The organism is Pseudomonas lactis, assembly GCF_001439845.1.
Lineage (GTDB): Bacteria > Pseudomonadota > Gammaproteobacteria > Pseudomonadales > Pseudomonadaceae > Aquipseudomonas > Aquipseudomonas lactis.
In genome coordinates, this window is the sequence record NZ_JYLO01000004.1 from 214169 (window position 1) to 238359 (window position 24191).

At 57.8% G+C, this 24191-nt stretch carries 26 protein-coding genes; 18 read left to right on the top strand and 8 right to left on the bottom strand.

Annotated elements, in window-relative coordinates; all coding sequences use genetic code 11:
- Window positions 1–15: 15 nt before the first annotated feature.
- The 7 genes from TX24_RS07980 to TX24_RS08010 all read right to left on the bottom strand — a co-directional run bounded on the left by TX24_RS07980 (window position 16) and on the right by TX24_RS08010 (window position 10054).
- Window positions 16–681, bottom strand: a complete 666-nt coding sequence (locus TX24_RS07980; protein ID WP_003190442.1) for a response regulator transcription factor — start codon at window positions 679–681, stop codon at window positions 16–18.
- A gap of 151 nt (window positions 682–832) precedes the next feature.
- On the bottom strand, window positions 833–1498 hold the full coding sequence (locus tag TX24_RS07985; protein ID WP_003190440.1) for a response regulator transcription factor: 666 nt from the start codon (window positions 1496–1498) through the stop codon (window positions 833–835).
- Between the two features lie 324 nt (window positions 1499–1822).
- Complete coding sequence (locus TX24_RS07990; RefSeq protein WP_057710089.1) at window positions 1823–3157, bottom strand: EAL domain-containing protein; 1335 nt, start codon at window positions 3155–3157, stop codon at window positions 1823–1825.
- A gap of 137 nt (window positions 3158–3294) precedes the next feature.
- Window positions 3295–3717: a hypothetical protein gene (locus TX24_RS07995; protein ID WP_003190437.1), complete on the bottom strand. Its 423-nt coding sequence runs from the start codon at window positions 3715–3717 to the stop codon at window positions 3295–3297.
- Between the two features lie 20 nt (window positions 3718–3737).
- Entirely contained in the window at window positions 3738–4952 is a 1215-nt protein-coding gene (locus TX24_RS08000; protein ID WP_003190435.1) for an EAL domain-containing response regulator, read from the bottom strand.
- A 129-nt stretch (window positions 4953–5081) separates the two neighbouring features.
- Entirely contained in the window at window positions 5082–8720 is a 3639-nt protein-coding gene (locus TX24_RS08005) for a transporter substrate-binding domain-containing protein (protein ID WP_057710090.1), read from the bottom strand.
- A 122-nt stretch (window positions 8721–8842) separates the two neighbouring features.
- Window positions 8843–10054, bottom strand: coding sequence for an EAL domain-containing response regulator (locus TX24_RS08010; protein ID WP_057710091.1), 1212 nt, complete (start codon window positions 10052–10054; stop codon window positions 8843–8845).
- Between the two features lie 202 nt (window positions 10055–10256).
- On the opposite strand from TX24_RS08010, the gene TX24_RS08015 reads away from it, so the two are divergent.
- From TX24_RS08015 to TX24_RS08070, 12 genes are all read left to right on the top strand, one after another.
- The gene (locus TX24_RS08015; RefSeq protein ID WP_057710092.1) at window positions 10257–10883 is read left to right on the top strand and encodes a response regulator transcription factor; all 627 of its coding nucleotides are present in this window, start codon (window positions 10257–10259) and stop codon (window positions 10881–10883) included.
- Between the two features lie 174 nt (window positions 10884–11057).
- Window positions 11058–11612, top strand: coding sequence for a fimbrial protein (locus TX24_RS08020; protein WP_082628774.1), 555 nt, complete (start codon window positions 11058–11060; stop codon window positions 11610–11612).
- 56 nt (window positions 11613–11668) lie between these two features.
- The gene (locus tag TX24_RS08025) at window positions 11669–12208 is read left to right on the top strand and encodes a fimbrial protein (protein ID WP_057710093.1); all 540 of its coding nucleotides are present in this window, start codon (window positions 11669–11671) and stop codon (window positions 12206–12208) included.
- 44 nt (window positions 12209–12252) lie between these two features.
- On the top strand, window positions 12253–14742 hold the full coding sequence (locus TX24_RS08030) for an outer membrane usher protein (protein WP_057710094.1): 2490 nt from the start codon (window positions 12253–12255) through the stop codon (window positions 14740–14742).
- A 24-nt stretch (window positions 14743–14766) separates the two neighbouring features.
- The gene (locus TX24_RS08035) at window positions 14767–15522 is read left to right on the top strand and encodes a fimbria/pilus periplasmic chaperone (RefSeq protein ID WP_057710095.1); all 756 of its coding nucleotides are present in this window, start codon (window positions 14767–14769) and stop codon (window positions 15520–15522) included.
- 36 nt (window positions 15523–15558) lie between these two features.
- Window positions 15559–16131 carry a fimbrial protein gene (locus TX24_RS08040; RefSeq protein WP_057710096.1) on the top strand — a complete coding sequence of 191 codons (573 nt, stop codon included), beginning with the start codon at window positions 15559–15561 and terminating at the stop codon, window positions 16129–16131.
- Between the two features lie 10 nt (window positions 16132–16141).
- Window positions 16142–16627 (top strand): fimbrial protein, encoded by a 486-nt coding sequence (locus tag TX24_RS08045; protein WP_057710097.1) that lies wholly within the window; start codon window positions 16142–16144, stop codon window positions 16625–16627.
- A complete protein-coding gene (locus TX24_RS08050) occupies window positions 16624–17127 on the top strand; it encodes a fimbrial protein (RefSeq protein WP_057710098.1) in 504 nt (167 codons plus the stop codon). The genes TX24_RS08045 and TX24_RS08050 overlap by 4 nt, the downstream gene beginning before the upstream one ends.
- A gap of 9 nt (window positions 17128–17136) precedes the next feature.
- Window positions 17137–17673 (top strand): fimbrial protein, encoded by a 537-nt coding sequence (locus TX24_RS08055; protein WP_057710099.1) that lies wholly within the window; start codon window positions 17137–17139, stop codon window positions 17671–17673.
- 5 nt (window positions 17674–17678) lie between these two features.
- Entirely contained in the window at window positions 17679–18524 is an 846-nt protein-coding gene (locus TX24_RS08060) for an MrpH family fimbial adhesin (RefSeq protein ID WP_057710100.1), read from the top strand.
- A 110-nt stretch (window positions 18525–18634) separates the two neighbouring features.
- Window positions 18635–18889 carry a hypothetical protein gene (locus TX24_RS08065; protein WP_034135309.1) on the top strand — a complete coding sequence of 85 codons (255 nt, stop codon included), beginning with the start codon at window positions 18635–18637 and terminating at the stop codon, window positions 18887–18889.
- Window positions 18890–18894: 5 nt separating this feature from the next.
- Window positions 18895–19173, top strand: coding sequence for a hypothetical protein (locus TX24_RS08070; protein ID WP_057710101.1), 279 nt, complete (start codon window positions 18895–18897; stop codon window positions 19171–19173).
- Window positions 19174–19192: 19 nt separating this feature from the next.
- Here TX24_RS08070 and TX24_RS08075 read toward each other — a convergent pair whose 3' ends face one another.
- Window positions 19193–19693: a CinA family protein gene (locus TX24_RS08075; RefSeq protein WP_034127098.1), complete on the bottom strand. Its 501-nt coding sequence runs from the start codon at window positions 19691–19693 to the stop codon at window positions 19193–19195.
- A 123-nt stretch (window positions 19694–19816) separates the two neighbouring features.
- Here TX24_RS08075 and TX24_RS08080 point away from each other — a divergent pair, with 123 nt between their 5' ends.
- The 6 genes from TX24_RS08080 to TX24_RS08110 all read left to right on the top strand — a co-directional run bounded on the left by TX24_RS08080 (window position 19817) and on the right by TX24_RS08110 (window position 24127).
- Window positions 19817–20224 carry a low affinity iron permease family protein gene (locus TX24_RS08080; protein ID WP_057710102.1) on the top strand — a complete coding sequence of 136 codons (408 nt, stop codon included), beginning with the start codon at window positions 19817–19819 and terminating at the stop codon, window positions 20222–20224.
- A gap of 731 nt (window positions 20225–20955) precedes the next feature.
- On the top strand, window positions 20956–21708 hold the full coding sequence (locus TX24_RS08090) for an OBAP family protein (RefSeq protein ID WP_057710103.1): 753 nt from the start codon (window positions 20956–20958) through the stop codon (window positions 21706–21708).
- Window positions 21709–21788: 80 nt separating this feature from the next.
- Complete coding sequence (locus TX24_RS08095) at window positions 21789–23078, top strand: SDR family oxidoreductase (protein WP_057710185.1); 1290 nt, start codon at window positions 21789–21791, stop codon at window positions 23076–23078.
- 171 nt (window positions 23079–23249) lie between these two features.
- Window positions 23250–23531, top strand: a complete 282-nt coding sequence (locus TX24_RS08100) for a hypothetical protein (protein ID WP_032900539.1) — start codon at window positions 23250–23252, stop codon at window positions 23529–23531.
- A gap of 102 nt (window positions 23532–23633) precedes the next feature.
- Complete coding sequence (locus tag TX24_RS08105) at window positions 23634–23891, top strand: DUF6555 family protein (protein ID WP_003190423.1); 258 nt, start codon at window positions 23634–23636, stop codon at window positions 23889–23891.
- Window positions 23888–24127, top strand: coding sequence for a hypothetical protein (locus TX24_RS08110; protein WP_032892362.1), 240 nt, complete (start codon window positions 23888–23890; stop codon window positions 24125–24127). The genes TX24_RS08105 and TX24_RS08110 overlap by 4 nt, the downstream gene beginning before the upstream one ends.
- Window positions 24128–24191 lie beyond the last annotated feature (64 nt).

Consider the following 24191-nt stretch of genomic DNA (forward strand, 5'->3'; position numbering starts at 1 on the left):
CCGGTCGCCATCGCCTCATGGTGAGCCGATGATTTTATTGAGCTTGAACAGTTCATTGTTCGAGGTGACCCCCAATTTGCGAAACGCTGAGGTTTTCTGGGTGCTGATGGTCTTGATGCTGCGATTGAATTTTTCTGCGATTTCACTCACGGTCATGCCCGCCAGATAGCAGCGGATCACCTCCTGCTCACGGCTGGTCAGCTCGGCCTGGACCAGGGCATCCGAGGCTTCGCTGGGGTCTTTGCGCGTCTCGCTGGTGACGGTTTCCGCCAGGCGATACGTCATGTCGGTGCTCAGGTACACCGCGCCGGAGACTACCTTGCGAATGGCCTTGACCACTTGCGTCATGTCCTCGCCCTTGCCAACAAAGCCACGGGCACCGACCCGCATGGCCAGGGCCACGGTAGCCGGGTCATGATGGGCGGACAACACCAGGATCTGGCAACTGGGAAACTTGACCCGCAAGGCGCGGATCAGCGATACGCCATCCATCTCGTCGGGGCTCAGGGAGAAATCCAGCAGCAGCAGGTCAGCCGGAGCGCTGACCAGGCCGGCGAGCAAGTCGCGGCTTTTTTCATAAATGCCAACCACGTCAAAGTTGGCCTCGGCCGCCAAGGTGTTGGCGAGCCCATGCCGAACAACAGCGTGGTCGTCCAATAGAGCAATGCGTACAGGTTTCATCGTATTCGAACCCACTTGGCCCCGCTTAGGTGGCGCGGTCAAACAACAGGGACAGCTATTACGGCACTTCAAGGAGTATATGCAACAACCGCCAAAGGGCACGCCCGCCTACCGCTGTTTTTGCGCGCGTCGGCGTGGCCTGCGTTTAGCGTTAAACACTCTCGATGATGTGCTTGATCCGAAACAGCTCGTTGTTGGACATCACGCCCAACTTGCGAAAAGCCGAGGCCTTTTGCGAACTGATGGTCTTGATACTGCGGCTGAATTTTTCAGCAATTTCGGTGATGGTCATGCCGGCCAGGTAACAGCGGATCACCTCTTGCTCCCGCGCAGACAGGCTGACAAAACGCATCGCGTCATCGCGTGATTGCTCCTCACCGTCATAGTTGACCGCCGTGGCTTCGGCCACCCGATAGGCCATGTCGGCACTCAGGTAGACAGCGCCCGAAGCCACCAGCCGCACTGCGCTGATCAATTGGCTCATGTCTTCACCCTTGCCGATAAACCCACGAGCACCGACGCGCAGGGCAAGAATCACCGTGGCCGCGTCATGGTGTGTGGAAAACACCAGGATTCGGCAGCCCGGGTACTTTACCCGCAGGGCACGGATCAGCAGGATGCCATCCAGCTCATGAGGGCCGAGCACAAAATCGAGCAACAACACCTCGGCCGGGTGTGTCAGCAGGCCGGCCATCAACTCACGACTGCGAGCGTAGACCCCCACCACTTCAAAATCAGGTTCCTGTACCAACCGATTGACCAAACCATGCCGCACGATTGCATGATCATCCAGCAAAGCAATTTGTAGGCGTTTCATAAATGACGGAACACTCTGTATAGCGTGCAAAAAAATGGACAACAGCGCTGCCTCACTCTGAATAAGTTAAGGTCCTCTCAGACTCATCCATTTCATCAATTACATCCGTGCAACTGAACATCACACGCCACACGCTCACTCCCTATAACTTAACGCGCACAGGCTCACCATCGCAGTTAAAAAATGCGCCAATTCTTCACAATAACAACGGTATAAAACTTAATAGATCTGCGAAAAACTTAATATAAGAAAACTCCTAAAAACCAAGAGCTGACCTACACACATCAAGTTCCAATACTTACCTGCCCGCCAAACTTTACAGCCTCAGCCGTTCTTTTCCCGCTCAATCACAAAGTTCAAGAAGGCGTCTATTTCCATCGGGCGCGCCAGCGCATAGCCCTGCCCTACCCGGCAACCCAGGCGGTGCAGCAGGGGGATCGTGGACTCGTCCTCGATCCCCTCCGCCACCAGGCTCAGGTTAAGCAGACCTGCCCAGTTCACAATGCCTGCGATCACCTTGCGTGACGAGGCGTGCTGCTCGACACCGCGCACAAACGAGCCGTCGATTTTCATTTCATCAAACGACAGGTTCGCCAACAGCTTGAAAGTGGCTGCGCCGCTGCCGAAGTCATCCAGCGAAACCTGAAAACCCTTGGCGCGAATAGTCGTCAATGACGCCGAAAGATGCAGCTCATCCGGCTCCTGCACATCTTCGGTCAGTTCGACTTTCAGCAAGCGGCTCGGCAGATCTGCCTGGCGCATGCGCAAGGCCAGGCGCTCGGCAAAATTGGGGGTGCACAGGGTCTTGGCCGACGCATTCACCGCGATAGGGATCGTAATGTTTTCGCGCTTTAACGCTAGCATCACGCGCAGAGTCCACATCTCCACCAGGCTGAACAGCAACAGGTCCAGGCCGAGACGGTTGACCAGCGGCATCAACACCGCAGGCGGAATTTCACCAAAGCGCGGGTGCTTCCAGCGCACCAACGCCTCAGCGCCGACGATGCGCCGGCTCAGCAACTCGAACTGTGGCTGAAAGACAAAGCGCAATCCCTCGCCGGTGGTCAGGGCGTTGATGACTTCATCCTCAGCCAGCGACTCAAACGTCATGGCCTGCAGCTTGGGGTCCGGTTGAGCGAGGGTCAGCAGCACCGTGCGCAAGGCATCGCCCAGCTCCAGCGGGCCACCGTCACGCAAGATCTGCACGCTGATTCCCGCCGACTGCGCCAGGCGCGAATGGGATTCCAGTGCGCTGATGGCTACGCCGCCCATGTGCTTGACCCACAACTGCTTAGCGGGCGCTTCGCACGCCGGTGTAACTGTTGCTTCGATCAAATTTTCCTGCACATTCAGGGTGGTTTCGCCGGTCCAGAAAATACTCGGAAACTGCATTAACGTACCCGCGTCATGCAGTGCTTTGAGCACACTTGGCAACATCAAGCCATCGCCACACTCGGAGCGGATTTCGCACACAATGATGTCCACGCGGTGCTCGCTTAACCACGCCTGCAGCGCCTCCAGTGAGGCGACCGTGGCCAGCGGCGTGACCCCCATGCCACCCAACGCAGAGGCGAGGCGCAAGACACACGCAGGGTCGGTTGCCAACGTGATCACGCTCAGGGCGCTGAACTCGTTAGGCACGGCGGCATTTAAGATCATGACAAAGAATTTCCCGAGATTGTTTCAGCGAAAAAGCTTATCAGTGCCTAAAAAGAAGCAAATAGGAATGGGACTAAAAGCATAAAACTGAGGCGGTGGCGGGTCCCGCGAAAAGCGTGCAATAGCTCACATCAGGATTAATTGGATTCCAGCAACGGTCTGCCCGAGCGCTGTTTTATTTGCACATCCACCCGGTTCATGACGCGCGCCAGAATCGATCGGTCCGGAACACCGGAGGCAATAAAGCCGCAGCGTTGCGCCGTGACTGAATTATCGGGAAACGCTTGCAGGGTCACGCCCTGATAAATCAATGAGTGTCTGACACACGCGTACTCCTCAAGCATTTGCTTAAACTGTGCGCCCGCCGCGTGCACGGTTTCTTCATTGATCACCAACAGATCGAATACATCTCTTGCGTTATCCAATAACGTAATCAACACCTTGAGGGAATCGACAGGCACAACGCGGTGGTATCCCAAATGGCCAAGGTCTTTTTCAATACTCATTCGCCGGGTGGCATCGCTATCTACCAACGCGATCCGCAAACGTGGATTGGACATAAAAGCCCTCCTGATTGACATCAAATATTGCTGCGCGAGTTCAACTGGGTCGCCAGCCAGGCCAACGCGCGCGCAGCGTTCATGGGACGAGCACAGAGATAGCCCTGGGCCTCGTTGCATCCCAGCTTCAGTAATCCCAGGCGCTGGTTTTCGTTCTCGACGCCCTCCACCACCACTCGCATGCCCAGTGCCTCGCCCAGTGCCAATGTGCTACTGACCACGGCACGGTTGCGCGCACTGCTTTGAAGATCGCGGGTAAATGCGGCGTCCAGTTTGATTTCGGTAAACGGCAACTGGCACAGGCGCTCCAGCGAGGAATAGCCGGTGCCGAAGTCATCAATCGACAGGCCGGCACCCATCATGCGCAGTCGTATCAGGGTGTCGAGCACGGCGGGAGAAACTTCCAGCAGGCCGCATTCAGTGATTTCAAACGTCAGACGACACGCAGCAATGGCGTGGGATTGGAGTGAGTCGCAAAGACGCGGCAGTAATAAGCCATGACCGAGCTGGTCGGACTCCAGGTTAAACGCCAGCGATAGGAACTGCTCCTGCTCTGCCAACTGCTGCAAGAACTCAAGGCCTTGTTGCAACAGCGCGAAGAACAGTTCATCCAACGCGCCAACTTGAGCGAGCAGCGGCAAAAAATCTGCCGGATACAACAGGCCGTATTGTGGATGTTGCCAACGCGCCAGCACTTCAAAACCGCGCACCTGCCCCGTGCTCAAATTGAACTTGGGCTGGAAAAACGCCTTGAACTCATGCCTTGAAAAACCCCCAGCCACGCACGCCTTGCTCAAGAACCCAGACCGGCTGCTTCGGCGCGCCTGCTTTGTCGGCGCCCCAATCCTCTCCAGGTAGCGGCTGAGCATAGGCGCAATGGCGCTTGCTGGCACCGGGAAGTCCACATAACCCAATACACTGATGCCCAACAGGCCTGCCATGCGATCAATTGCATCGTGCAGGTCCGTGCCATGGGCGCTGAACATAATGAGCGCTTTAGCCAAGTGGCCACGGCCGAGCACTTCGATGGCCCTCAAGCCGTGTGCGCCCTCGTCCTTCAAGTTGCACAAGGCGATATCGACAGGCCCGGTACGCTCGAGCAACTCAACGGCCGCCGCGACATCGGTAACGGCGGCCACCTCTTCACACCCGACCTCCCGGAACACCTGGGTGGCAACAAGCCGCTTGAACGGGTGTTCTTCGATGACCAGAACACGAATAGGTAGGAAGGACATGGCAGAGCACACATAGGTGGGGATGTGCGAATTATCGGCAGACCTTCAGCCGGCGTATTTAGGAACGCTCCTAGAAAGGGCCAGAAAATCTGCATGGGTTTATCGCAACGATAAAAGGCTGCCCCGTGGTTAATCCTGTTGAACACTTAACAGCGCCTGCTCAAGATCATCTATGGCGCGTTCAACCCCAGCCACGCTCGCTTCAAGGGCAATAACCGAGACCTGAGGATCAGCACAGGCCACCTCCAGCGCCCGACACCGCTGCACCAACTGTTCACCTTTGACGACTCGGGCAGCACCTTTGATCCGATGGGCCAACTCGACTAGCCTGTCGGTATCAGCCGCCTGTAATAGCGCCCCCAGTCGCTGCCGATCCTTGCGATTGTTGTTGATCAATTCATTGAGAATCTGCCGAAACTTCACCGGCTCGCTGCTGATCAACAACTCCAGCGGGCCAAGATCAAGCAGACGTGCCGCCTCAGACACCGCGCTCAAGCGTTCTACCACTGCCAGAGGGGCATCCACTTCGCACGCGTGGCTGTGCTGGAAGGCAATCAACCGCGCGTCAAGTTCGTCCAGGCCAATGGGTTTAATCAGGCACTCATTCATACCCGCCTGAATGCCTAGCTCGATTTCTTCGGGCTGGGCATCCGCCGTGAGCCCAATGATGACGGTGGTGTCAATCGTTTGTTCGGTCTCGATTTGGCGAATCGCCTGAGTCAAGGCCACGCCGCTCATGCCAGGCATGTGGCAGTCAGTGATGACTACATCGAACGCCTGCTCACGCCACAGCGCCAGCGCTGACTCACCATCGGCCGCCTCGATGACATCATGGCCGAGAAAGGCCAGTTGCTGGCCTAGCACCTGCCGGTTGATCTGATGATCATCCACTACCAATACCTGCAGGCGATAACGGTGCTGCGGTTGCGCAATCGTGGTCAGTCGAGGGGCGTTGATACGTTCCAATACCTGCAGACGCAGCTCGACATTCACGCAGGTGCCACGGCCAAGCTCACTGCTCATGCCGACCCACCCGCCCATCATTTCGCACAGCGAACGGCAAATCACCAGGCCAAGGCCGGTACCTTCACCGCTTTGCACATTGCGCTGCGCCTGGACAAACGGGCGGAACAGCCGCGCCTGATCGGCAGCACTGATACCCACGCCGGTGTCCTCGACCCGAAGGCTGACGTTGAGCAGGTTATCGTCGCTCAATGCACCCGCGATGCTGACTTTGATCGTGCCTTCTTCGGTGAACTTGATGGCGTTGCTCACCAGGTTCGACAGGATTTGCTTGAACCGCAGGCCGTCAACCAGCACGTCGCAACTGATGCTCGACTCAATGTCGAGCAGCAGATTCAGGCGTTTCTGTCGCGCCAACCCTTCAAATACACGTGCAACTGACTCTACCAACTCGCGCAGGTTGGAGCGCTTGGGCGAAAGGCTCAGGCGTCCGGATTCAATACGTGCGATATCAAGAATATCGCCTATCAGCTCCAACAGACTTTTGGCGGAAACGTGAGCGATTTCGATATTGGCACGGTTGATGGGTTCGCTGTCGGCACGCTTGAGGGCAAGCTCAAGAATGCCGATCACCGCGTTCATGGGGGTGCGAATTTCATGGCTCATGGTCGCCAGGAAATGGGTCTTGGCCCGACTGGCGTCATCGGCCAGGTTCTTGGCCTCCTGCAATTGCTCCACCAACTGGCGGTGTTCGGTAATATCCATCCAGCCGCAGATAATGCCTTTGGTGACGCCCTGGGAATCCTGGAACGGTTGTACCCAGTGATTGATCCAGACTTCGCGGCCTTGCAGCACAACGGCATGCACCGACTCGTGAGACTGGCCCTCATTCATCGCTTGCAGGTAGTAGCGGTGAAGGTCCGGTGTAGATTCGAAGGACTCACTGGGCAGTTCGCTGACGGTTTTGTTCAACACCTGCTCTGCACTCAACCCCGTACTGTTCAGATAACTGCGGTTGCATGACACCATGCGCCCATTGATATCTCGCACGTAGAGCGCTGGCGGCATGCAGTCAGTCAGGGTTTCCACAAATTGCAACTGATCGTTGAGCATGCGTTCGGCCTTGAGCCTGGCGCGGATCTGTCGACGCAAATAGAACACCCAGATCAACGAGAGCAATAGCAGAAGCGCCGCACCGGCAACCACTTCGCTGATCACCCGCTCATAATCGACCCATGTCTGCCCGCTCATACCGGGCGGAGAACGCCAGCGGTTTGAGATAGCGTTGAACTCGTCCGGCGAAATACTCTGCAGGACTTTGTCGATAATCGACTGCAGCTCGGCATCGCTACGGCGCAGGGCAAAATTGAGATTGGCCGGCCCGACGTCCAGCGCCTGATTGATGGCCAGCTTCTCTCGGAACAGGCGCTCTATGTAATAACGTGCGGCAGGCAGTGACACGACTGCCGCATCGGCCTTGCCTTGATAAACCATGTTCATGGCATCCAGCGAACCACCCGCCTCGATCACGATCGCTTCAGGGTAATGCTTGCGTAGTTGCGTCAGCGCCACATGGCCGGAGGGAATGGTGACACGTTTGTCGACCAGGTTACCCAACTTGCCTTGCTGGTCCAGGTTGCTCAGCAATACGAAAGGACCGCCCACCAGCGGCCTGGAAAAACGCAAGTACTCTTCACGCTCGGGGCTTGCCGTCATGAGCGCCAGTTCGGCCTCACCCTTCTGTAGCGCCTGGATGATCTGCGGGTACCCACCACTGTGCACCACCACCTGAAAATTCAGGCCCGTGCTGAGCGTGATGACTTCCAGCAGATCTGCCACCCCGCCTGAAAAAACTCCGTTGGCATCGAAGTATGCTCCGGGTGCCAGATCATCGTTAATCACAAGCCGCGCCACTGGATGACGTTCGATCCAGCGCCGCTGTTCTGAGGTAAGGTCGATAGGTTCTTCACTGGGTATAAAGCTGTTACCGACCCAGCGTTTGGCCAGGTTGATTAATTGGTCTTCGCCAATGGCATTGATTGCAACGTTAAGCAAGCGTTGTAGCTGTGTGTTGTCAACACGCATGGCATAGCTATAGCCACCGACGGGCAGGTCGATAAAGCGCTCATAGCGTACGAAGCCGTAAAACGCGCGGTTGATGCGGTAATAGGCACTGTACAAATCGTCGAGGTAGACATCGGCTTGCCCAAAAGCTGCGGCGGCAATCGCTTTGTCATGGTCACTGTAGACCCTGAAATCCGCACGCGGGAAACGCTTTATCAGGTCGCCGCTATGCTCCTCAGTCACAGCCACGCGCAAGCCCTCCAAGTCCGTCGGCGAATATCGCGGCTCGGCGCTGCGCTTGAACAGCGCAAGCCGATCCCGAGCATAAGGCACGCTGAGGATCAGGTTCTCGCTCGGTGACAACGCCCCATGCCTGCTGACCATATCCACACTGCCGGCCTGTAATGCCTGCTCGGCCTGCGTGGCGCTGGCGAAAGCTACAATCTTGACCTTCACGCCCAACAACTGAGCCACCAAGGCCGTCACATCGGCACTGATACCTTCGTATTGGTGATCTTCTGCATTGACGGAAAAGGGTTCCGATTCATCGGGTGAAATCCCTAACCGCAGCTCAGCCTTATGCCTTAACCAGTGCCAGTCCTCGGTTGTAATTGCGATGTCGTGGCGATCGAGGCGCAGTTGGCTGGACAGCACCTGCGGCGCCAGAGGCAGCGAAACCGCCGCCACTTGGGTGCTGATCAGCAACAGACACAAGGGCAACCAGGAAGAACGTAAACGCATGGAAGATCAGGACCGAAAGTGGGAGGGACACAGGGAAACGTTGGCAGGTCCTTCTGCACACGCACTAGGGATGTCTAGCGAAGAGAGTGGGCACAATGATAGTTCAAAGCGGATGCGTTCCTTCAGCCATCCGCCAAGGTCGATCTCTCAGAAGCGACCTGGTGCACGCAGTATGTGATGAAATGACGCTCGGGCATCGGTCGAGCAAACAGAAAGCCTTGTGCCACGCTGGCTCCCAACTCGATCAGGCACGCCTGTTGCTCAGCGGTTTCGACCCCTTCGATGACCAGCGACATATCCAGCGCCTTTGCCAGGGCGACCGCGCAACTGATGATCGCAGCGTTTCGAGGCCGATGTTGCATCTGAAGCACAAAAGCGCGATCGAGCTTGATTTGATTGAATGGCAGATCACTGAGCCGCGCCAGTGACGAATAGCCGGCGCCGAAATCATCCATCGCCAGGCCACATCCGAGCATACGCAGGCGCGCCAGGTTTTCCAGGCTGCTGGCGGGTACACGGATCAAGCCGGACTCGGTGATCTCAAACATCACACTGGGCGCAGCTACCTGATATCGCTTGAGTAACTCGGTAATTTTTTCGGTCAACTTGCGGCACGCCAGCTGCGCAGGATGCAGGTTGAACGCCAATTCAATCGCCACGCCCTGCGATGCCAAGCGCTGACGCAGCGAGAGACCTTGTTCGAACAGGTGCCAGAACATCTGTTCGATCAAGCCATGCGTTTCCATTACCGGCAAAAAATGTGCGGGAGCCAATACGCCCCACTGAGGATGCGCCCAGCGTGCCAGCACTTCCGCGCCGACTAATTTCTGGCCCTCCAGCGTCACTTTTGGCTGGTAATAGGCCTCAAACTCGCCGTTGTTGAGGGCACGCTGTATATCGGCAAAACTCGCTAACTCCGTGGATTCCAACGGCCTGGGCGCAACGTTGCCCAGCGCACGGTAGCGTTTTACCAGCTGACTGAAGTCCACCAGGTTGAAGGGTTTGCCCAAGTCGCCAAGCAAAGTCAGGCCCAGACAATGAATCATTGATATCGCGGTCTGGCGCAGTACCGCGTCAAGCTCGCTGCACAACACAACTGCACGTACCTTTGCGCTGTTGCTGGCATGACGCAGGAAGGCCAGCCCATCCATTCCTGACATTTTCAGATCGCAAAGAAGAATATCCACATGAGTGCTGGCAGCCAGGATAGCCACGGCTTCGGCGCCATCCGCCGCTTGAAGAACCGGCATGGCCAGGTTTTTTTCCAAGGCAGTCACAGTCACCAGGCGCTGGAAGGGCTCGTCCTCCAGCACCAGCACAATCAAATCTTGCATCACAGTTCTACACACAAGAGGGAGGCCCAGTGTGCGAAAGCCTCGCTGACGCATCCATGAGAAATTTCCTACATCAAAAGAGAAATTTCTGAAGCCGCGCTATCCGGTTAGACAGTCCTGCTCTATCCTGTAAATAGTATTAACCCTTATTAATCCGCTTATATTGCCTCGTCATAATGCGCGCTGAAGGTCAATTTAAACTATGCACAGTGTCCTTGTAGTCGACGATCATCCGGTAATTCGGCTTGCCGTAAAAGTAGTGTTGGAAAAGCATGGGATGCGCGTGGTAGGAGAAGCAGATAATGGGCTCGATGCCGTCCGACTGGTTCGGGAACTCACGCCTCAAGTGGTAATTCTTGATATTGGTATCCCTAACCTTGATGGTTTCAGCGTGATTACTCGCATCAAGGCGCTCAACGTACGCAGTGAGATATTGATACTGACATCTCAGCCGGCCGACTCAGCCTGCCGTCGCTGCATCCAGCTGGGCGCTCGCGGTTTCGTCAATAAGGAAGAAGATCTGTCCAGCTTGGTGACAGCCATCAAGGCGGTTGATGCCGGTTATAACTTTTTCCCGGCACTGACTTATGACAGCGTGAACTCGGCAGAGCAATTGACTGAACGTGAGCAGATACACTCATTGACTGATCGGGAAGTCACGGTACTGCAATACCTGGCGCAGGGTTATTCAAATAAACAGATCAGCGACATGCTGTTCCTGAGCAACAAAACCATCAGCACTTATAAAACCCGCTTGCTGCAAAAGCTGGGTGCCAGTTCCCTGGTAGACCTGGCTGAATTTGCCAAGCGCAATGCCTTGACCTCCTGATACACACCACCAACGTAGGAAACGTCTGATGGGTACATAGGCAACGTCCCACTCACTTTTAACCCTCTCACTCCTAGACTCGCTCCAGCTCAACGGCACACAGATGCCAGAGCTTTACAGAGAGTTGCGTTGAATCCACTTCCCGGATTTCAACACCTAACCAGGAGTAAGAAAATGAAAGTTAGTACGTTGGCTGGTGCAATCATGGCAATCACCCTTGCAGCGACTTCAGCTGTGAGTATGGCGGCAGACAAGGGGCACGGCACCATCACCTTCAAAGGCTCGATTATCGACGCCCCCTGCTCTATTGCCCAAAATTCGCAGTACCAAACGGTCGAGATGGATCAGATTGCCAACGTCGCACTGAGAAACGGCGGCAAATCCCAACTGACCCCCTTCAAGATTGAGCTGCTGGGCTGCGACATGGGCACGCTGAAGTCCGCGACCGCCAAGTTCACCGGTTCGCCTGCCGCCAACCCCAAGTTGCTCGCCCTTAAAGGCAGCGCTAAAGGCGCCAGCCTGGCCATCGCCGACCACACCGGCGAATTGCTTGATCTGGGCAGCGAGTCGCCCGCTCAGACATTGGCCGATGGCAATAACTACCTGCTGTTCAATGCTTATCTGCAAGGTGACATGAGCACCCCTGCAGGCGGCGGCGAAGCGGTTGCAGCAACGGTTGTTCCAGGCAGCTTCGAGACCTTCGCCAACTTCACCCTCGATTACCAATAACAGGCATCGTCACTCAGGCACCCCGGCGTACGCCGGGGTTGCTTGCGGAGGTTTGGATGACGCGCTCAACCGCTGTGTGGGTGATGCTTTATGCCTTGGGACAGCCCGCCTGTGCTACCGAACCTGCGGCCAACAGTGCACTCAAGGGCCGGGTGCAATTGACGGGCAGCATTGTTGACAGCGCCTGCACTTTATATATGGGCAGCGACAGTCAGACGGTCAACTTTAAACCCACGGCGCTCAATCGATTGATAGACAGGAGCCCTGCGGCCCAACAATCCCTGAGCCTCTATATCGGCAATTGCATAAGTTCAACAACGCAGCGCAATTCCGATAGTTCAAAGCGCTTCAAGCTGACCTTCGAAGGAGAGGGTCAAGGCCAATATTTCGGCATGCAAGGCAGCGCCCATGGCGTTGCACTACAGATAAAGGACACACAAGGCAGGTTAGTGTCCCCCGGCATGTTACTTGAGCACAGCCTCGTCTCCAGCGACCTGCTGGTGCTGAGCTACTCACTGACTCTTGTCGGAAGCGGACAGACACTGGAAGCGGGCGACTATCACGCCACGATCAAGCTGAGCATTCAGCACTTCTGAACTGCAGACACGCATTACGCCGTGTCGCTCAAGGATTTAGTCACGTGGATCACGCAAAGGTACTGGCTGCCACTGCATTGTGCTGCGCTGCGGCGTGGGCAAGTGCGGCCGAAGAATTCCAATTCAATACGGATGTACTGGACCTCAAGGATCGCCAGAACCTGGACCTGGGCGTATTTGCCTCGGCCAATTTCATCATGCCTGGCGAGTACAACCTGCTGGTACACGTCAATCGCGATACGTTGGTGGAATTTCCCATTGCATTCATGCCGGCGCCGAACGATGCCAAGAGCAGCCTGGCCTGCCTGTCGCCAGCGCTGGTCAAGCAGTTGGGCTTGAAACAACCCGTGCTCGACGCCCTGACCTGGTGGCACGACGGCGCTTGCCTGGATCTCAACAGTGTAGCCGGTATGCAGGCGCGTGCTGACCTGAGCAGTTCCGGCCTGTACTTGAGTATTCCCCAGGATCAACTGGAATACACAGCACCCAACTGGGACCCACCTTCGCGCTGGGACGAAGGCGTTTCGGGGGTATTGCTGGATTACAACTTCAACGCCCAGACCACCCAGCGTCAGCGTGGCCAAGGGCGTACTGACAACCTAAGCGGCAACGGTACCGCAGGGATCAACCTGGGTGCCTGGCGCCTGCGCGGCGACTGGCAAACCCAGCTGCAACGCAGTGGCGACCAACCCTCCCAACAACAGTTTGCCTGGAGCCGCCTGTATGCGCTGCGAGCGGTGCCCTCGTTGCGTTCAAACCTGATACTGGGCGAGGACTATCTGGATTCGAACCTGTTCGGCAGTTTTCGCTATACCGGCGCCAACCTGAGCAGCAACGACAATATGCTGCCACCCAACCTCAGGGGTTACGCTCCCGAAGTCACTGGCGTAGCGCGCAGCAACGCACGGGTGGTGATTCGCCAACAGGGCCGCGTGCTCTACGACACCCAGGTGCCCCAGGGCGCTTTCCGTATCCAGGACCTCAACAACGCGGTCAGTGGCCAGCTGGACGTGCGCGTCGAAGAACAGGATGGCAGTGTTCAGGAATTTCAGGTCGACACCGCAAGCATTCCCTACCTGACTCGTCCCGGTACGGTGCGCTACAAGCTGGCCGTCGGCAAACCTTCGGACTGGGACCACCAGCGCAATGGCCCGGCCTTCGCCACCGGTGAGTTTTCCTGGGGCGTGAGCAATGGCTGGTCACTGTATGGCGGGGGGCTGGGTGCCAAGGATTATGGCTCCCTGGCCGTCGGCGTAGGCCGCGATCTGATGCAATTCGGTGCGCTGTCAGTGGACGTCACCCAGTCCAGGGCCACATTGCCGGGCCAGGACACGTTGAGCGGCAAATCCTACCGTGCCAGTTACTCCAAGCGCTTCGACGAGTACGACAGCCAGGTGACATTCGCCGGCTATCGCTTCTCCGAGAAGAACTACATGAGCATGAACGAATTCATCGAAACCCGGCGTGGTGCCCTGCCGCTGAACCAGAGCAAGGAATTGTATACCGCAAGCCTGAGCAAACAGTTTCGCGGATCCGACCTCAGCGTCTACTTCAACTACAACCACCAGACCTACTGGAACAGCCGCGCCAGCGATCGCTACAGCCTGTCGCTGTCCCGCTACTTCGATGTGGGCCGTTTGAAAAACCTCAGCCTGTCATTGACAGCCTACCAGAACCAGGCCAACGGCACATCCGATGACGGTGCCTACTTGTCGGTCAGTATTCCATGGGACGGCACCGGCTCGATCAGCTACAGCTCCTCCGTCAGTCGTGGTGAAAGCACCCACAGCGTGAGTTATTACGACCGGCTCGATGAGCGTAACCACTACATGCTCAGTGCCGGCAAAGCCTCCAGCGGCGAGACGGCCAGCGGTTTTATCGCCCATGACGGCGACCAGGCGCAGGTAGTAGCCAGCGCCAGCTACCAGGCTGCGCAATACACCTCGGCCGGCCTGTCGTTGCAAGGTGGTGCGACGTTGACGGGCGAAGGCGCCGCCTTGCACCGCAGCAACGTCATGGGCGGCACTCGTCTTCTGGTGGATACCCAGGGAGTGGCGGATGTACCGGTGCGCGGCAATGGCGGCACCACCCGTACCAACCGCTTTGGCAAGGCGGTGATCACCGACGTCAACAGCTACTACCGCAACTACGCAAGCATCGAACTGGACAGCCTGCCGGACGATGTCGAAGCCACCCAGTCCACCACCCAGGCGACCCTGACGGAAGGCGCCATCGGCTATCGCCGCTTCGATGTCATCGCCGGCAGCAAGGCCATGGTCGTGATTCGCATGGCCGACCGCAGCGCCCCGCCGTTTGGCGCGAATGCCCAGAACCCTCTGGGCCAGGCCACCGGCATCGTGGGTGAGGAAGGCTCGACCTACTTGAGCGGCATGAAGCCGGGTGAACGCATGTCGCTGCATTGGGATGGCCGCGCGCAGTGCACATTCACCCTCCCCGAGCAGGTCGTTTCACCAGACAAACCACTGGAGCTGCTTTGCCAGCCCATCCCCGCAGCGGACGAAACCGCCGTTTAACCCATTGCACAGGTACGCCTACGTATGACCCGTTTAACACGCAACACCCTGCCCTTGCTCGCCCTGCTGAGCGGCTGCGCGGCGCCCTTGAGCCAGGCCGCTGTATCGCTGGATCGCACCCGCGTGATTTTCCCCGGCGGCGAAAAATCGGTCAGCCTGGGCATCAGTAACCAGAATGCCCAACTGCCCTACCTGGCTCAGGCCTGGATCGAAAACGAACACGCCGAAAAGATCACCAGCCCGTTGGTGGTATTACCGCCCATTCAGCGTCTGGAAGCCGGCGCCACCAGCCAGATCAAAATCCAGGGCCTGCCCGAGCTGAGCCTTTTGGCCCAGGATCGCGAATCGCTGTTCTATTTCAACCTGCGCGAAATCCCGCCGCGCAGCGATAAACCCAACACCTTGCAGATCGCCCTGCAAACCCGCGTAAAGCTGTTCTACCGGCCCGCGGCCATTGCCGCAAAAACCGGAGCAAACCAGACGCCCTGGCAGGAAGCGCTGACCCTGACCCGCCAGGGCGACAGTTACCTGGCCAATAACCCGACTCCGTACTTCGTCACGCTGATCGACGCCACGAAAACACTGGAATCGGCCAGCGCTAGCGACTTCAAGCCTTTGATGATTGCCCCCAAGGCGCAGGTCGACCTGGGCGTCAGCGCCAAGGCGTTGGGCGACAAGCCCGTGCTGACCTACATCAACGACTACGGCGGCCGACCACAGTTGCAATTTCACTGCAGTGCAGACACCTGCACCGCCAAGCCCGTCACCAGTCAACGCTGACCCTCAAGCCATGACGTACTCACGTGAGTGGAAACGATGAAGTTTGCAATCCTCAGTTGCCTCGGAGTCTTGCTGTACAGCGCTTCAACGCTTGCGCAAGCCGAGGGTGGGCTCGCACAGACCGCCGAAATCCAGGTCGCCGGAACCTTGCTTGAAAGTGCGTGTTACCTAGACCCGGCCTCGGCCTACCAAATCCTGCAAGTGGGTGATTTGAGCACGGCCCGGATGGCACGCATCGGCGATCAGGGCGCCCCCCTGGCGCTGCAACTCAAGTTACAGGGGTGCGTGCGCAGCGAAGGCGGTCGACAGGACCAAGCTCATGGTGTGCTGGTGTGGAGCGCGATCGAACCCGTCGCCACGCTGACCTTCAGCTCCGTGGCCGACGCCGACAGCCCCGAGCTGATCAAGGTCAGCGGCGCAGAAGGTTTCGGTCTGCGCCTGCTCGATGTACAGGGCAACGACGTGCATCTGGGGCGTGAAGCCCCGACCTGGTTCGTCTCGCCGGGCGACAACCACCTGACATATTACATCCGCCCGCAACGCACGGCAGCGCCTTTGCGCCCGGGCAGCTTCCACGCCAGCCTGAATGTGAACCTGGCGTATGACTGAGGATTGCAGCATGACGCGTATGCGCAGGTTTCTTCTGGCCACGCTGCTCACCTGTGCAGGGTCTGTACAGGCCGTTGAACCGAAGGTGGTGACGATCAAGGGTGTCGTGTATGCCGCGATCCCCTGCGTGATCAATGACAACAAACCCATTACGGCCGCTTTTGGCGACGTGCTGATCGCCGCTATCGACGGTCATTACAAAACCATCACCTTGAACTACACGCTCGATTGCGCGCGGTCGGCGTCCCGTGAGCTACAGATGCAGGTTCGCGGTAACAGCGCAGGGTTCGATCCCGCGTCACTGCAGGTGCAAGGGTTTGACAACCTGGGGATCGCCCTCACGAAAGACGGCACGCCGCTGGCGATCAATACCTGGAGCGACTTCGATACCGACAAGCAGCCGCTGCTGCAGGCCGTGCTGGTCAAGAGCAACGCTGGTGAAGTCAAGGCCGGCAGTTTCAGCGCAGGCGCAACCTTGATGGTGGACTACCGATGAGACAGTTTGATCGTTGGCTGGCAACCCTGTGCGTGGCGACCTTGGCGCTGCCGTGTCTGGGCGCAGACAACCTGCAATTTTCCGGCACCTTGCTGGCGCCTCCTGTGTGCCAGGTCAGCGATCAGGGCGGACGGCTGGAGGTGCGTTTCAAAGGCAATATCGCGATCAGCCGGATTGATGGCGAACGCTATCGCCAGGCAATTCCTTACCAGATCGAATGCCCCGGTGCCAGCAACGCGCCTGTCACCTGGCATATGCGCCTGACCCTCAAAGGGGCGTACGCCCATTTCGATCCTACCGCCCTGAAGACCTCGGAGCTTGACCTGGGTATCAAGGTATTGCTCGGTGGCACTGCGCTGATTCCCGGCGAACCCAGGGACATTGACTTCAACACCGCGGCGCTCCCGACGCTGGAAGCCGTGCCGGTGAAACTCGCCGGCGCGGCGTTGCGCAGCATCGAATTCACCGCTTCGGCGTTATTGATGGCCGAACTCTACTAAGGAACCTCTATGAGCAAATGGGCCATGACCCTCAGCGTTTGGGTCGCTACCGCCGTTTGGTGGTCCGCGGCGCAGGCAGCAGAGGACAACCTGCACTTCTCCGGCGTCCTGGTGGATGAACCCTGCGTGCTGGCGGTGGAGGACGAGAACGTGGAGTTGGACTTCACTACAGTCATCGACAAGGACCTCTACCTGAACGGCAGAACACGCGGGCGCCCGATCAATTTGCACCTGCGCAACTGCGACCTGGAAGTCGGCAAGCGGATGGTCAGCATCACCTTCAGCAGCAGCGCCGAAAGTACCGAGCTGCCCGGGCTGTTGATGCTACAGAGCGCCACGGTCCGCGGCCTGCTGGTGGGCCTGGAAAGCACCAGCGGCGACGCCTTGCCGCTGAACAAGACTCACCCCATGAAGGTGCTTGCCAGCGGCGACAACCTGGTCAGCTTCAATGCCTACCTGCAAGGCGAGCCCGAGGCCTTGGCCAAGCGCACCCTCGGCCTGGGCGCCTTTGATGCATCCCTTACCTTTGCCTTGAGTTACGAGTAATCGCCATGAACTGTTTGTTGATCGCCCTGCGCCATTGCCTGGTGTCTTGCGTGCTGTTGTTCGCCGTGACGGGTCAGGCAGGCGCCATAACTATCACCTCCACTGAAAGCCGATACGAGTCAGGCGGCATCCGTTATTACTTCACCGTAGACAACTGGTCGATATACGACACCACTCCCAGCCCATGCAGAAGCGACAACTATGGAGTCGACACCTGCGTTGTCGAACTGGCAATGCGACCGAACCCCGCCAATGCGTCGACAATAGGAGAAAGGTATGAATGGAGAGTACCGGTCGGACGAGGCAAAGCCACAATGGGGGATATGTTGACAACGCTTAACCGCTACGGGTTTTCGATACCGTTCAGAGGTTCTGTTCTGGTGAGCAAACAGAGTAACGTCAACAGTGAGATGTGTCTAAGTTTCAGCGTATCGACAATAGGGCCGGCGATAGGTGGCGTTATCGGCCTTTTCGGCCCTTGCACACGCGTTATGCCCCCCATTCTGCGATGCGATATCAGCGGCGATACCACCATCGATCACAAGAGTCTGGCCGATACACAACTGGACGGCGCAACGGCATCGATTCAACTGACGGTACACTGTAAGGGGACGACCAGCGTCACTATCACAACAAGCATCTCAAACTACTTTGGCGTGAAACTCAGAAGCGATGGAAGCCTTTATTCCAGGATCACCGTCAATGGCAGGGACGCCACCTATGGCACTTATCAGACGGTGCGCGATGACGAGCCAACTCCCGTCAACATTACTTCAACCCTGATCACGCACGGCACTGTTGCCCCGGGCAGCTTTTCCGGCTCTACAGTCATCACCATTTCACCGCCTTGAGGACAGACACATCCAGCAAACTCGCATCGCACAGCCATTACCTTGCCAGTATTTACGCCAACTGATTCTGAGCTAGCCTTAACGCGCTGAGTCCTTTATGCGGTGAACTCATGGATACGTTAACGAAAGCCGAAATCGAAACGGCCCTGTCCGCTCGCCTTCCCAAGTGCGCGGTCAAGTGCGCGCTCAACCCGGACGGCAGCCTTTCAGTCACCGTAACGGCGCGCGGTATGGACCAATTCACCATCGCCAACATCAACCGCGCCCACTACCACGGTGTTTCCGGGATCAACCGGCTTGTGCGGGAAATACGTGAAGAAATGGTCATAGCCAGGCAGTCTTTCTGGCTGTCATCGGTGGGGTAACAGATATGCCAGACGCTACTGACGCAACGCTGCAACCGGTCAACATTGAATACCTGCAAGACACGCTGTTCGGTGTGAACACGCTCGCCAGCGAGTGCATGGCGCAGCTTGTGCGCGCTGCGCCCGGTGTGCAGTTGCGGCTTGCGCCGCCATGGCCCGCGCAATTGCTGAAGGCCCACAGGATTAGCTTTGAATGGAACGGTCAGGCCTATCGTGGCGTGGTGCAGGCGGCTGAATCCTTGACCAACGGCGACTTGCTGCTGGACATCGAACCGCAGCCGTAAACGCGCGCACTTGGCAGCATTAGGCGCGTTCACCCGCCAACGCCCGCTGGTGAAAATGCGGCAGCCATTTCAACGCGTGAAGAGACGCGGCCAACTGCACCTGCTCACGAGAGCCCATAAAACGTTCCTTGCGACTGAACACACTCAGAGCCCCGCCGTTTCGATAAGCCCAGGCAAAACAGACAGTGCCTGGGGGAATGCCGTCCATCCCATCCGGCCCCAGCAGGCCAGTGGTGGCGACCGCCACATCGGCGGGGCTGTCGCGCAGCGCGCCTTGGGCCATTTCCTGGGCGACCTCACAACTGGTGAGGTTGAACGTTTCGATGGTGTAAGGGCGTACGTTTAACAGCCGCTGTTTCGCCTCTGGCGAATACACCACGTACCCGCTTTCGATCCATGAACCGCTGCCGTCGACCTGGGAAAGCAAGGTGATGATCTTGCCTGCGGTACACGACTCCGCCGTCGTGATGACCAATTGATGGTGCTTGAGGTATTCAACGATAGAAGCAGCGACCGACATGCTGAACGCTCCTGTGCAGAGGGGTGTTGCTGATTGATTTTTGTCAAAAAAAATCGATTTGTAAAAAAGAATTTCGAAAATCTGCTGGGGTCTACAGAGGAACATCCCCCAGGAGACAGCACCATGAAGTTCGCGAAATTCTGCCAAAAACTCTCCAACCAGGCGGGCAGCTCAAAAACCTTTCTGACGGCCGTCAGCTTGATTGCTGTTTGGGCGCTCACCGGGCCTTATTTTCAATACAACGACACCTGGCAGTTAATCATCAACACCTCCACCACCATCATCACCTTCCTGATGGTGTTCCTGATCCAGAATACCCAGAACCGCGACAACGATATTCTTCATCTGAAACTGGACGAGCTGATTCGTGCCACCAAAGAAGCCCACAATGCAGCGTTGAGCCTGGATAAGCTCGGATCGCGAGAGCTGCAGAAATTGCGCGAGCAATACAGCAAGTTGGGGCAGCCTAACGCGGTTGATGACAGCGAGCGGGAGGCGGATTCTTCCGGTGCTTCTAGTGGCCCAATCTGAGGCCTACATGGGTCTGCGTGCAGCGATCGATGGTAACCACGATGCGAAGCGAGCCGCTCTTGATCTTGATCTGCTTTTGATCTTGGGCGCCCCGTTAAACCACGCTGGCCGAACGCAGGCTTGAATTCGTGGGTAACCCGGCAGGACGCCGGGTTAGCCGCCCCGCGCCATGGATGGCGCGTGGCGGCGGCCCACGGATTCAAGCCTGCGTTCGGGCACACCGAGCCTAAGCGAGGTGCCGAGTGGTGGGGCAAGAGCGCTTTGCTTACTTACGCGCTTTTCGAAAGTGAGCCGCCGTCAGGGCGGACCCCTAAGTGGCCGTTACCGCAGCAATGGATATGCACACAATCCAACTTTGTCGCCTGCCAGGCCGCCTTCGCGAGCAAGCCCGCTCCCACAATTTGATCGTGGGGCATCAGGTAGATAGGGGCCGGCTGGGAGGCCGTCATCGCAGGCAAGCCAGCTCCCACAGTTTGATCGCGGGGCATCAGGTAGATAGGGGCCGGCTGGGAGGCCGTCATCGCAGGCAAGCCAGCTCCCACAGTTTGATCGCGGGGCATCAGATAGATAGGGGCCGGCTGTGAGGCCGTCATCGCCGGCAAGCCACATGCGTGAGTGTTCAACTCAAAGCATTTTGAACGCTCCGCACGCTCGTCTTTCCAACGAGAACAGGATTAAACCTGGCTTTGATCCTCGAGCGTGAACACACCGGCAACAGGAGGCAGCCGACCATGACTGACAACCCCACCCAACTCTTAGCCGCAGTAGCGATGCTGGCCCTGCTCAGCGCCTGCGCTGGCAACAACTCCCCCTCGAATGTCGAGGCCCCCGGAAAACCCACGAAGCCCTCGACCCGAACGCTGGAAGCCGGCGCCGCCCTGCTGCAATCTCGCCCACCGATTGACGCACTGAACGCCTACCTGGACGGCTTTCACTTCTACAACGGCCATCCCGATGTACAAATGGAAGCCCATCACTACTGTGCAATCCTCAACGAGGAGGTCATCCAGTGCGTGATCTACGACGGCAACCGCAAGGATGCCAAGTTGATGGGCGTGGAGTACATCATCAGCGAGGCGCAATTCAACACGCTGCCCGCGCCTGAGAAGGCGCTATGGCATAGCCATGTGCATGAAGTGAAGTCAGGGCAACTGGTGGCTCCGGGAATCCCCGAGGTGGCGGAGCATGCACTGATGGAGAAGCTGGTGCACACCTACGGCAAGACCTGGCACACCTGGCATACCGATCTGGATAAACGCCTGCCCCTGGGTGTCCCGCAGTTGATGATGGGGTTCACCGCTGACGGCCAGGCCGACCCGCGTATGGTCGCCGAGCGAGATAAACGCCTGGGCATCGACAGTACCGAAAAGAAAAAGGCTCGCGCCGATATCCCCGCGCCGCCCATCGCACCCGGTGCAGACGCGTGGCGCCAGGGCACGGTTATCCAGATCGCCGACCCAACCCAAAAGGCCCACCGGCACTGACGCCGCCATTCAGTCATTTGGATTGAACGATCATTTGCGGGCCCTTCTCTACCCAAGACCAGCCAAAGGAGGATGTCATGATGATTGATACCGCAACCGGAATGAGGCCTGGCGAGCGATACGCCGTGGAAAACCTGGAGCGCACCCCGAACTTCAGCGGGTTTTTCTTGGACGGAAAATATTACCTGGGCCCTGAACTGATGACGGCAGTCGGATGGCTTGAGGGCCAGACGTTTATCTACGATGAGCTCGATGCCACAGGCGAACCGGTGTTTCCCGACCGCGTCGCTGGCACCCTCGAAAACTTGACCCTGATACTGACTGACGGCGCCCGCCTACAACTGCACCCGGTGCCCGTCCACGTGCCCGAGGATTCGCCTGGCGTCATGCAGGCCAAGGGGAAACTGCACGGCAAAACCGTGGTGATCACCGGCGCCTCCAGTGGCATTGGCCGCGCGGCTGCTCACGCCTTTGCCGAGCAAAGTACCCGCTTGGTGTTGGCGGCCCGAGATGAAAAAGCCTTGGAAGAGGTCGTCGAGGAATGCGCTGCGCGTGGCGCCGAGGCCATCGCCGTTAAAACCGATGTGACCCAGGGCGACCAGATGCGCGCCCTTGCCGAACAGGCGGCGGCCTTCGGCAATGGCCGCATCGATATCTGGATCAACAACGCCGGAGTAGGTGCGGTCGGCAGTTTCGAGGACACGCCCCTGGAAGCCCACGAACAGGTGCTGCAAACCGACCTGCTCGGGTACCTGCGCGGCGCCCACGTAGTGTGGCCCTATTTCAAAGCCCAGCACCGCGGCATTCTGATCAACACCTTGTCGCTGGGCAGTTGGGTAGCCCAGCCCTATGCCGTCGCCTACTCCGCCAGTAAATACGGCCTGCGCGGCCTGACTGAGGCACTGCGTGGCGAGCTGACTGACTACCCGGATATTCATGTGTGCGACATCTATCCCGCCGTGATGGACACACCGGGCTTTCGCGATGGCGGCAATTTTACCGGCCACGAGTTGACGCCACCGCCACCGGTCTATGACCCGCATAAAGTCGCGCAAGCGATGGTAGCCTGTGCGCTGCAACCGAGGGACAGCACCACAGTAGGCAGTGCTGCCACTGTGGCCCGTGTCGCGCATTTTTTGCTGCCCGGCTTTGCCCGGTTATCCGGTTGGCTCACCCGCCTCGGCCTGGAGCGCAGCCAGCGCGCCGCGACCTCTGCGGGCAACCTCTACACCCCGGCAAGCGGCGAACGTCGTGTCGAAGGCGGCTGGCGGCAAACCCGCCGTACGCCCTATGGCATTGTTGCAATAGGCGCAGCGCTGCTAGTGGGTGGCGTTGTCGTTGCGCGCAAATATTCAGCTCGTCACAAATGAACACGGCAAATCCCGAATGCCAGCCAGTCAAGCGCAGCTCCTCTGTGGGAGCGGGCTTGCTCGCGAAGGCGTCGGTCCATTAAACATTGATGTGACTGATCCACCGCTTTCGCGAGCAAGCCCGCTCCCACATTTGATCTTCGTTGTCTCCCCTTTATGAGGTAACCCAGCATGTCTTACGATTACCAAGGTACTGCCAGTGTCATCACTGCCTCGCGCCATCTTGGAACACCCTCAGATGAACGCCTTAACGAATCAAAAAGCATCCAAATGGCCAGCAGCGGGAAACCGACCATCGCGCGCTTGGACTTTGACACGCCATTGGATTGGCCCGGCAATCCCAACTTTATTACCGTCAATTTGCCTGACGGCTCCTCTGTCAGCGGGGTGATCGCCGAGCTGGAACGCCCGGCCGATGGGCCTGGATGGGTCACCTTTACGGTAGATGATTAAGCCTCATCCACGCCCTGCGCCCAGTCATCGAATTGTCGGACAACTTATTTGAATTTTTTTTGACGTCAAATATCTGTACTTCATGAGTATCAAGGAGGCCTCATGAAACACAACGACCTATTCACTATCGAGTACCAGCTGCACGGCGAGCCCAAGTCCTTCATCGTGCGCGCGCCGCGCATGGACAATGCCGAGGCTTGGCATTGGGCCAGTTGTGACGCTGGTGTGGCGGTGATCCCCAAATTCGGGCAACACACGTTCAAGCGTGTGTCCAAACCGATGGCGGAGAAATACGGCATTACCCAGGTGCGCTGGAGTGGCGCGGCACAGATTCAATGGGCGGAGGGCCTCAGAGGATGAACAGCCAGACTCTTGGTTACACAACGACAAACAGGCGGGACGATGAGGTCGCGCGAAACGCCGAGATGTTTTTTGAAGCGGATCGATTGGATGCGTTGGCGTACGAGATCATTGAGTCCTACAGCGGCGATGCGCAGACGTGGGCGCGCTTTACCGAGGCGAAGAAACGTGCGGATGCGCAGCGTACAGTGGCCTATCGGGAGTGGATGCGAATTCATCGTTCCAAGCGCAAATAACGTCAGCCTGTGGGAGCTGGCTTGCCTGCGATAGCGGCCTGACAACCCATCAGGATGTCAGGCC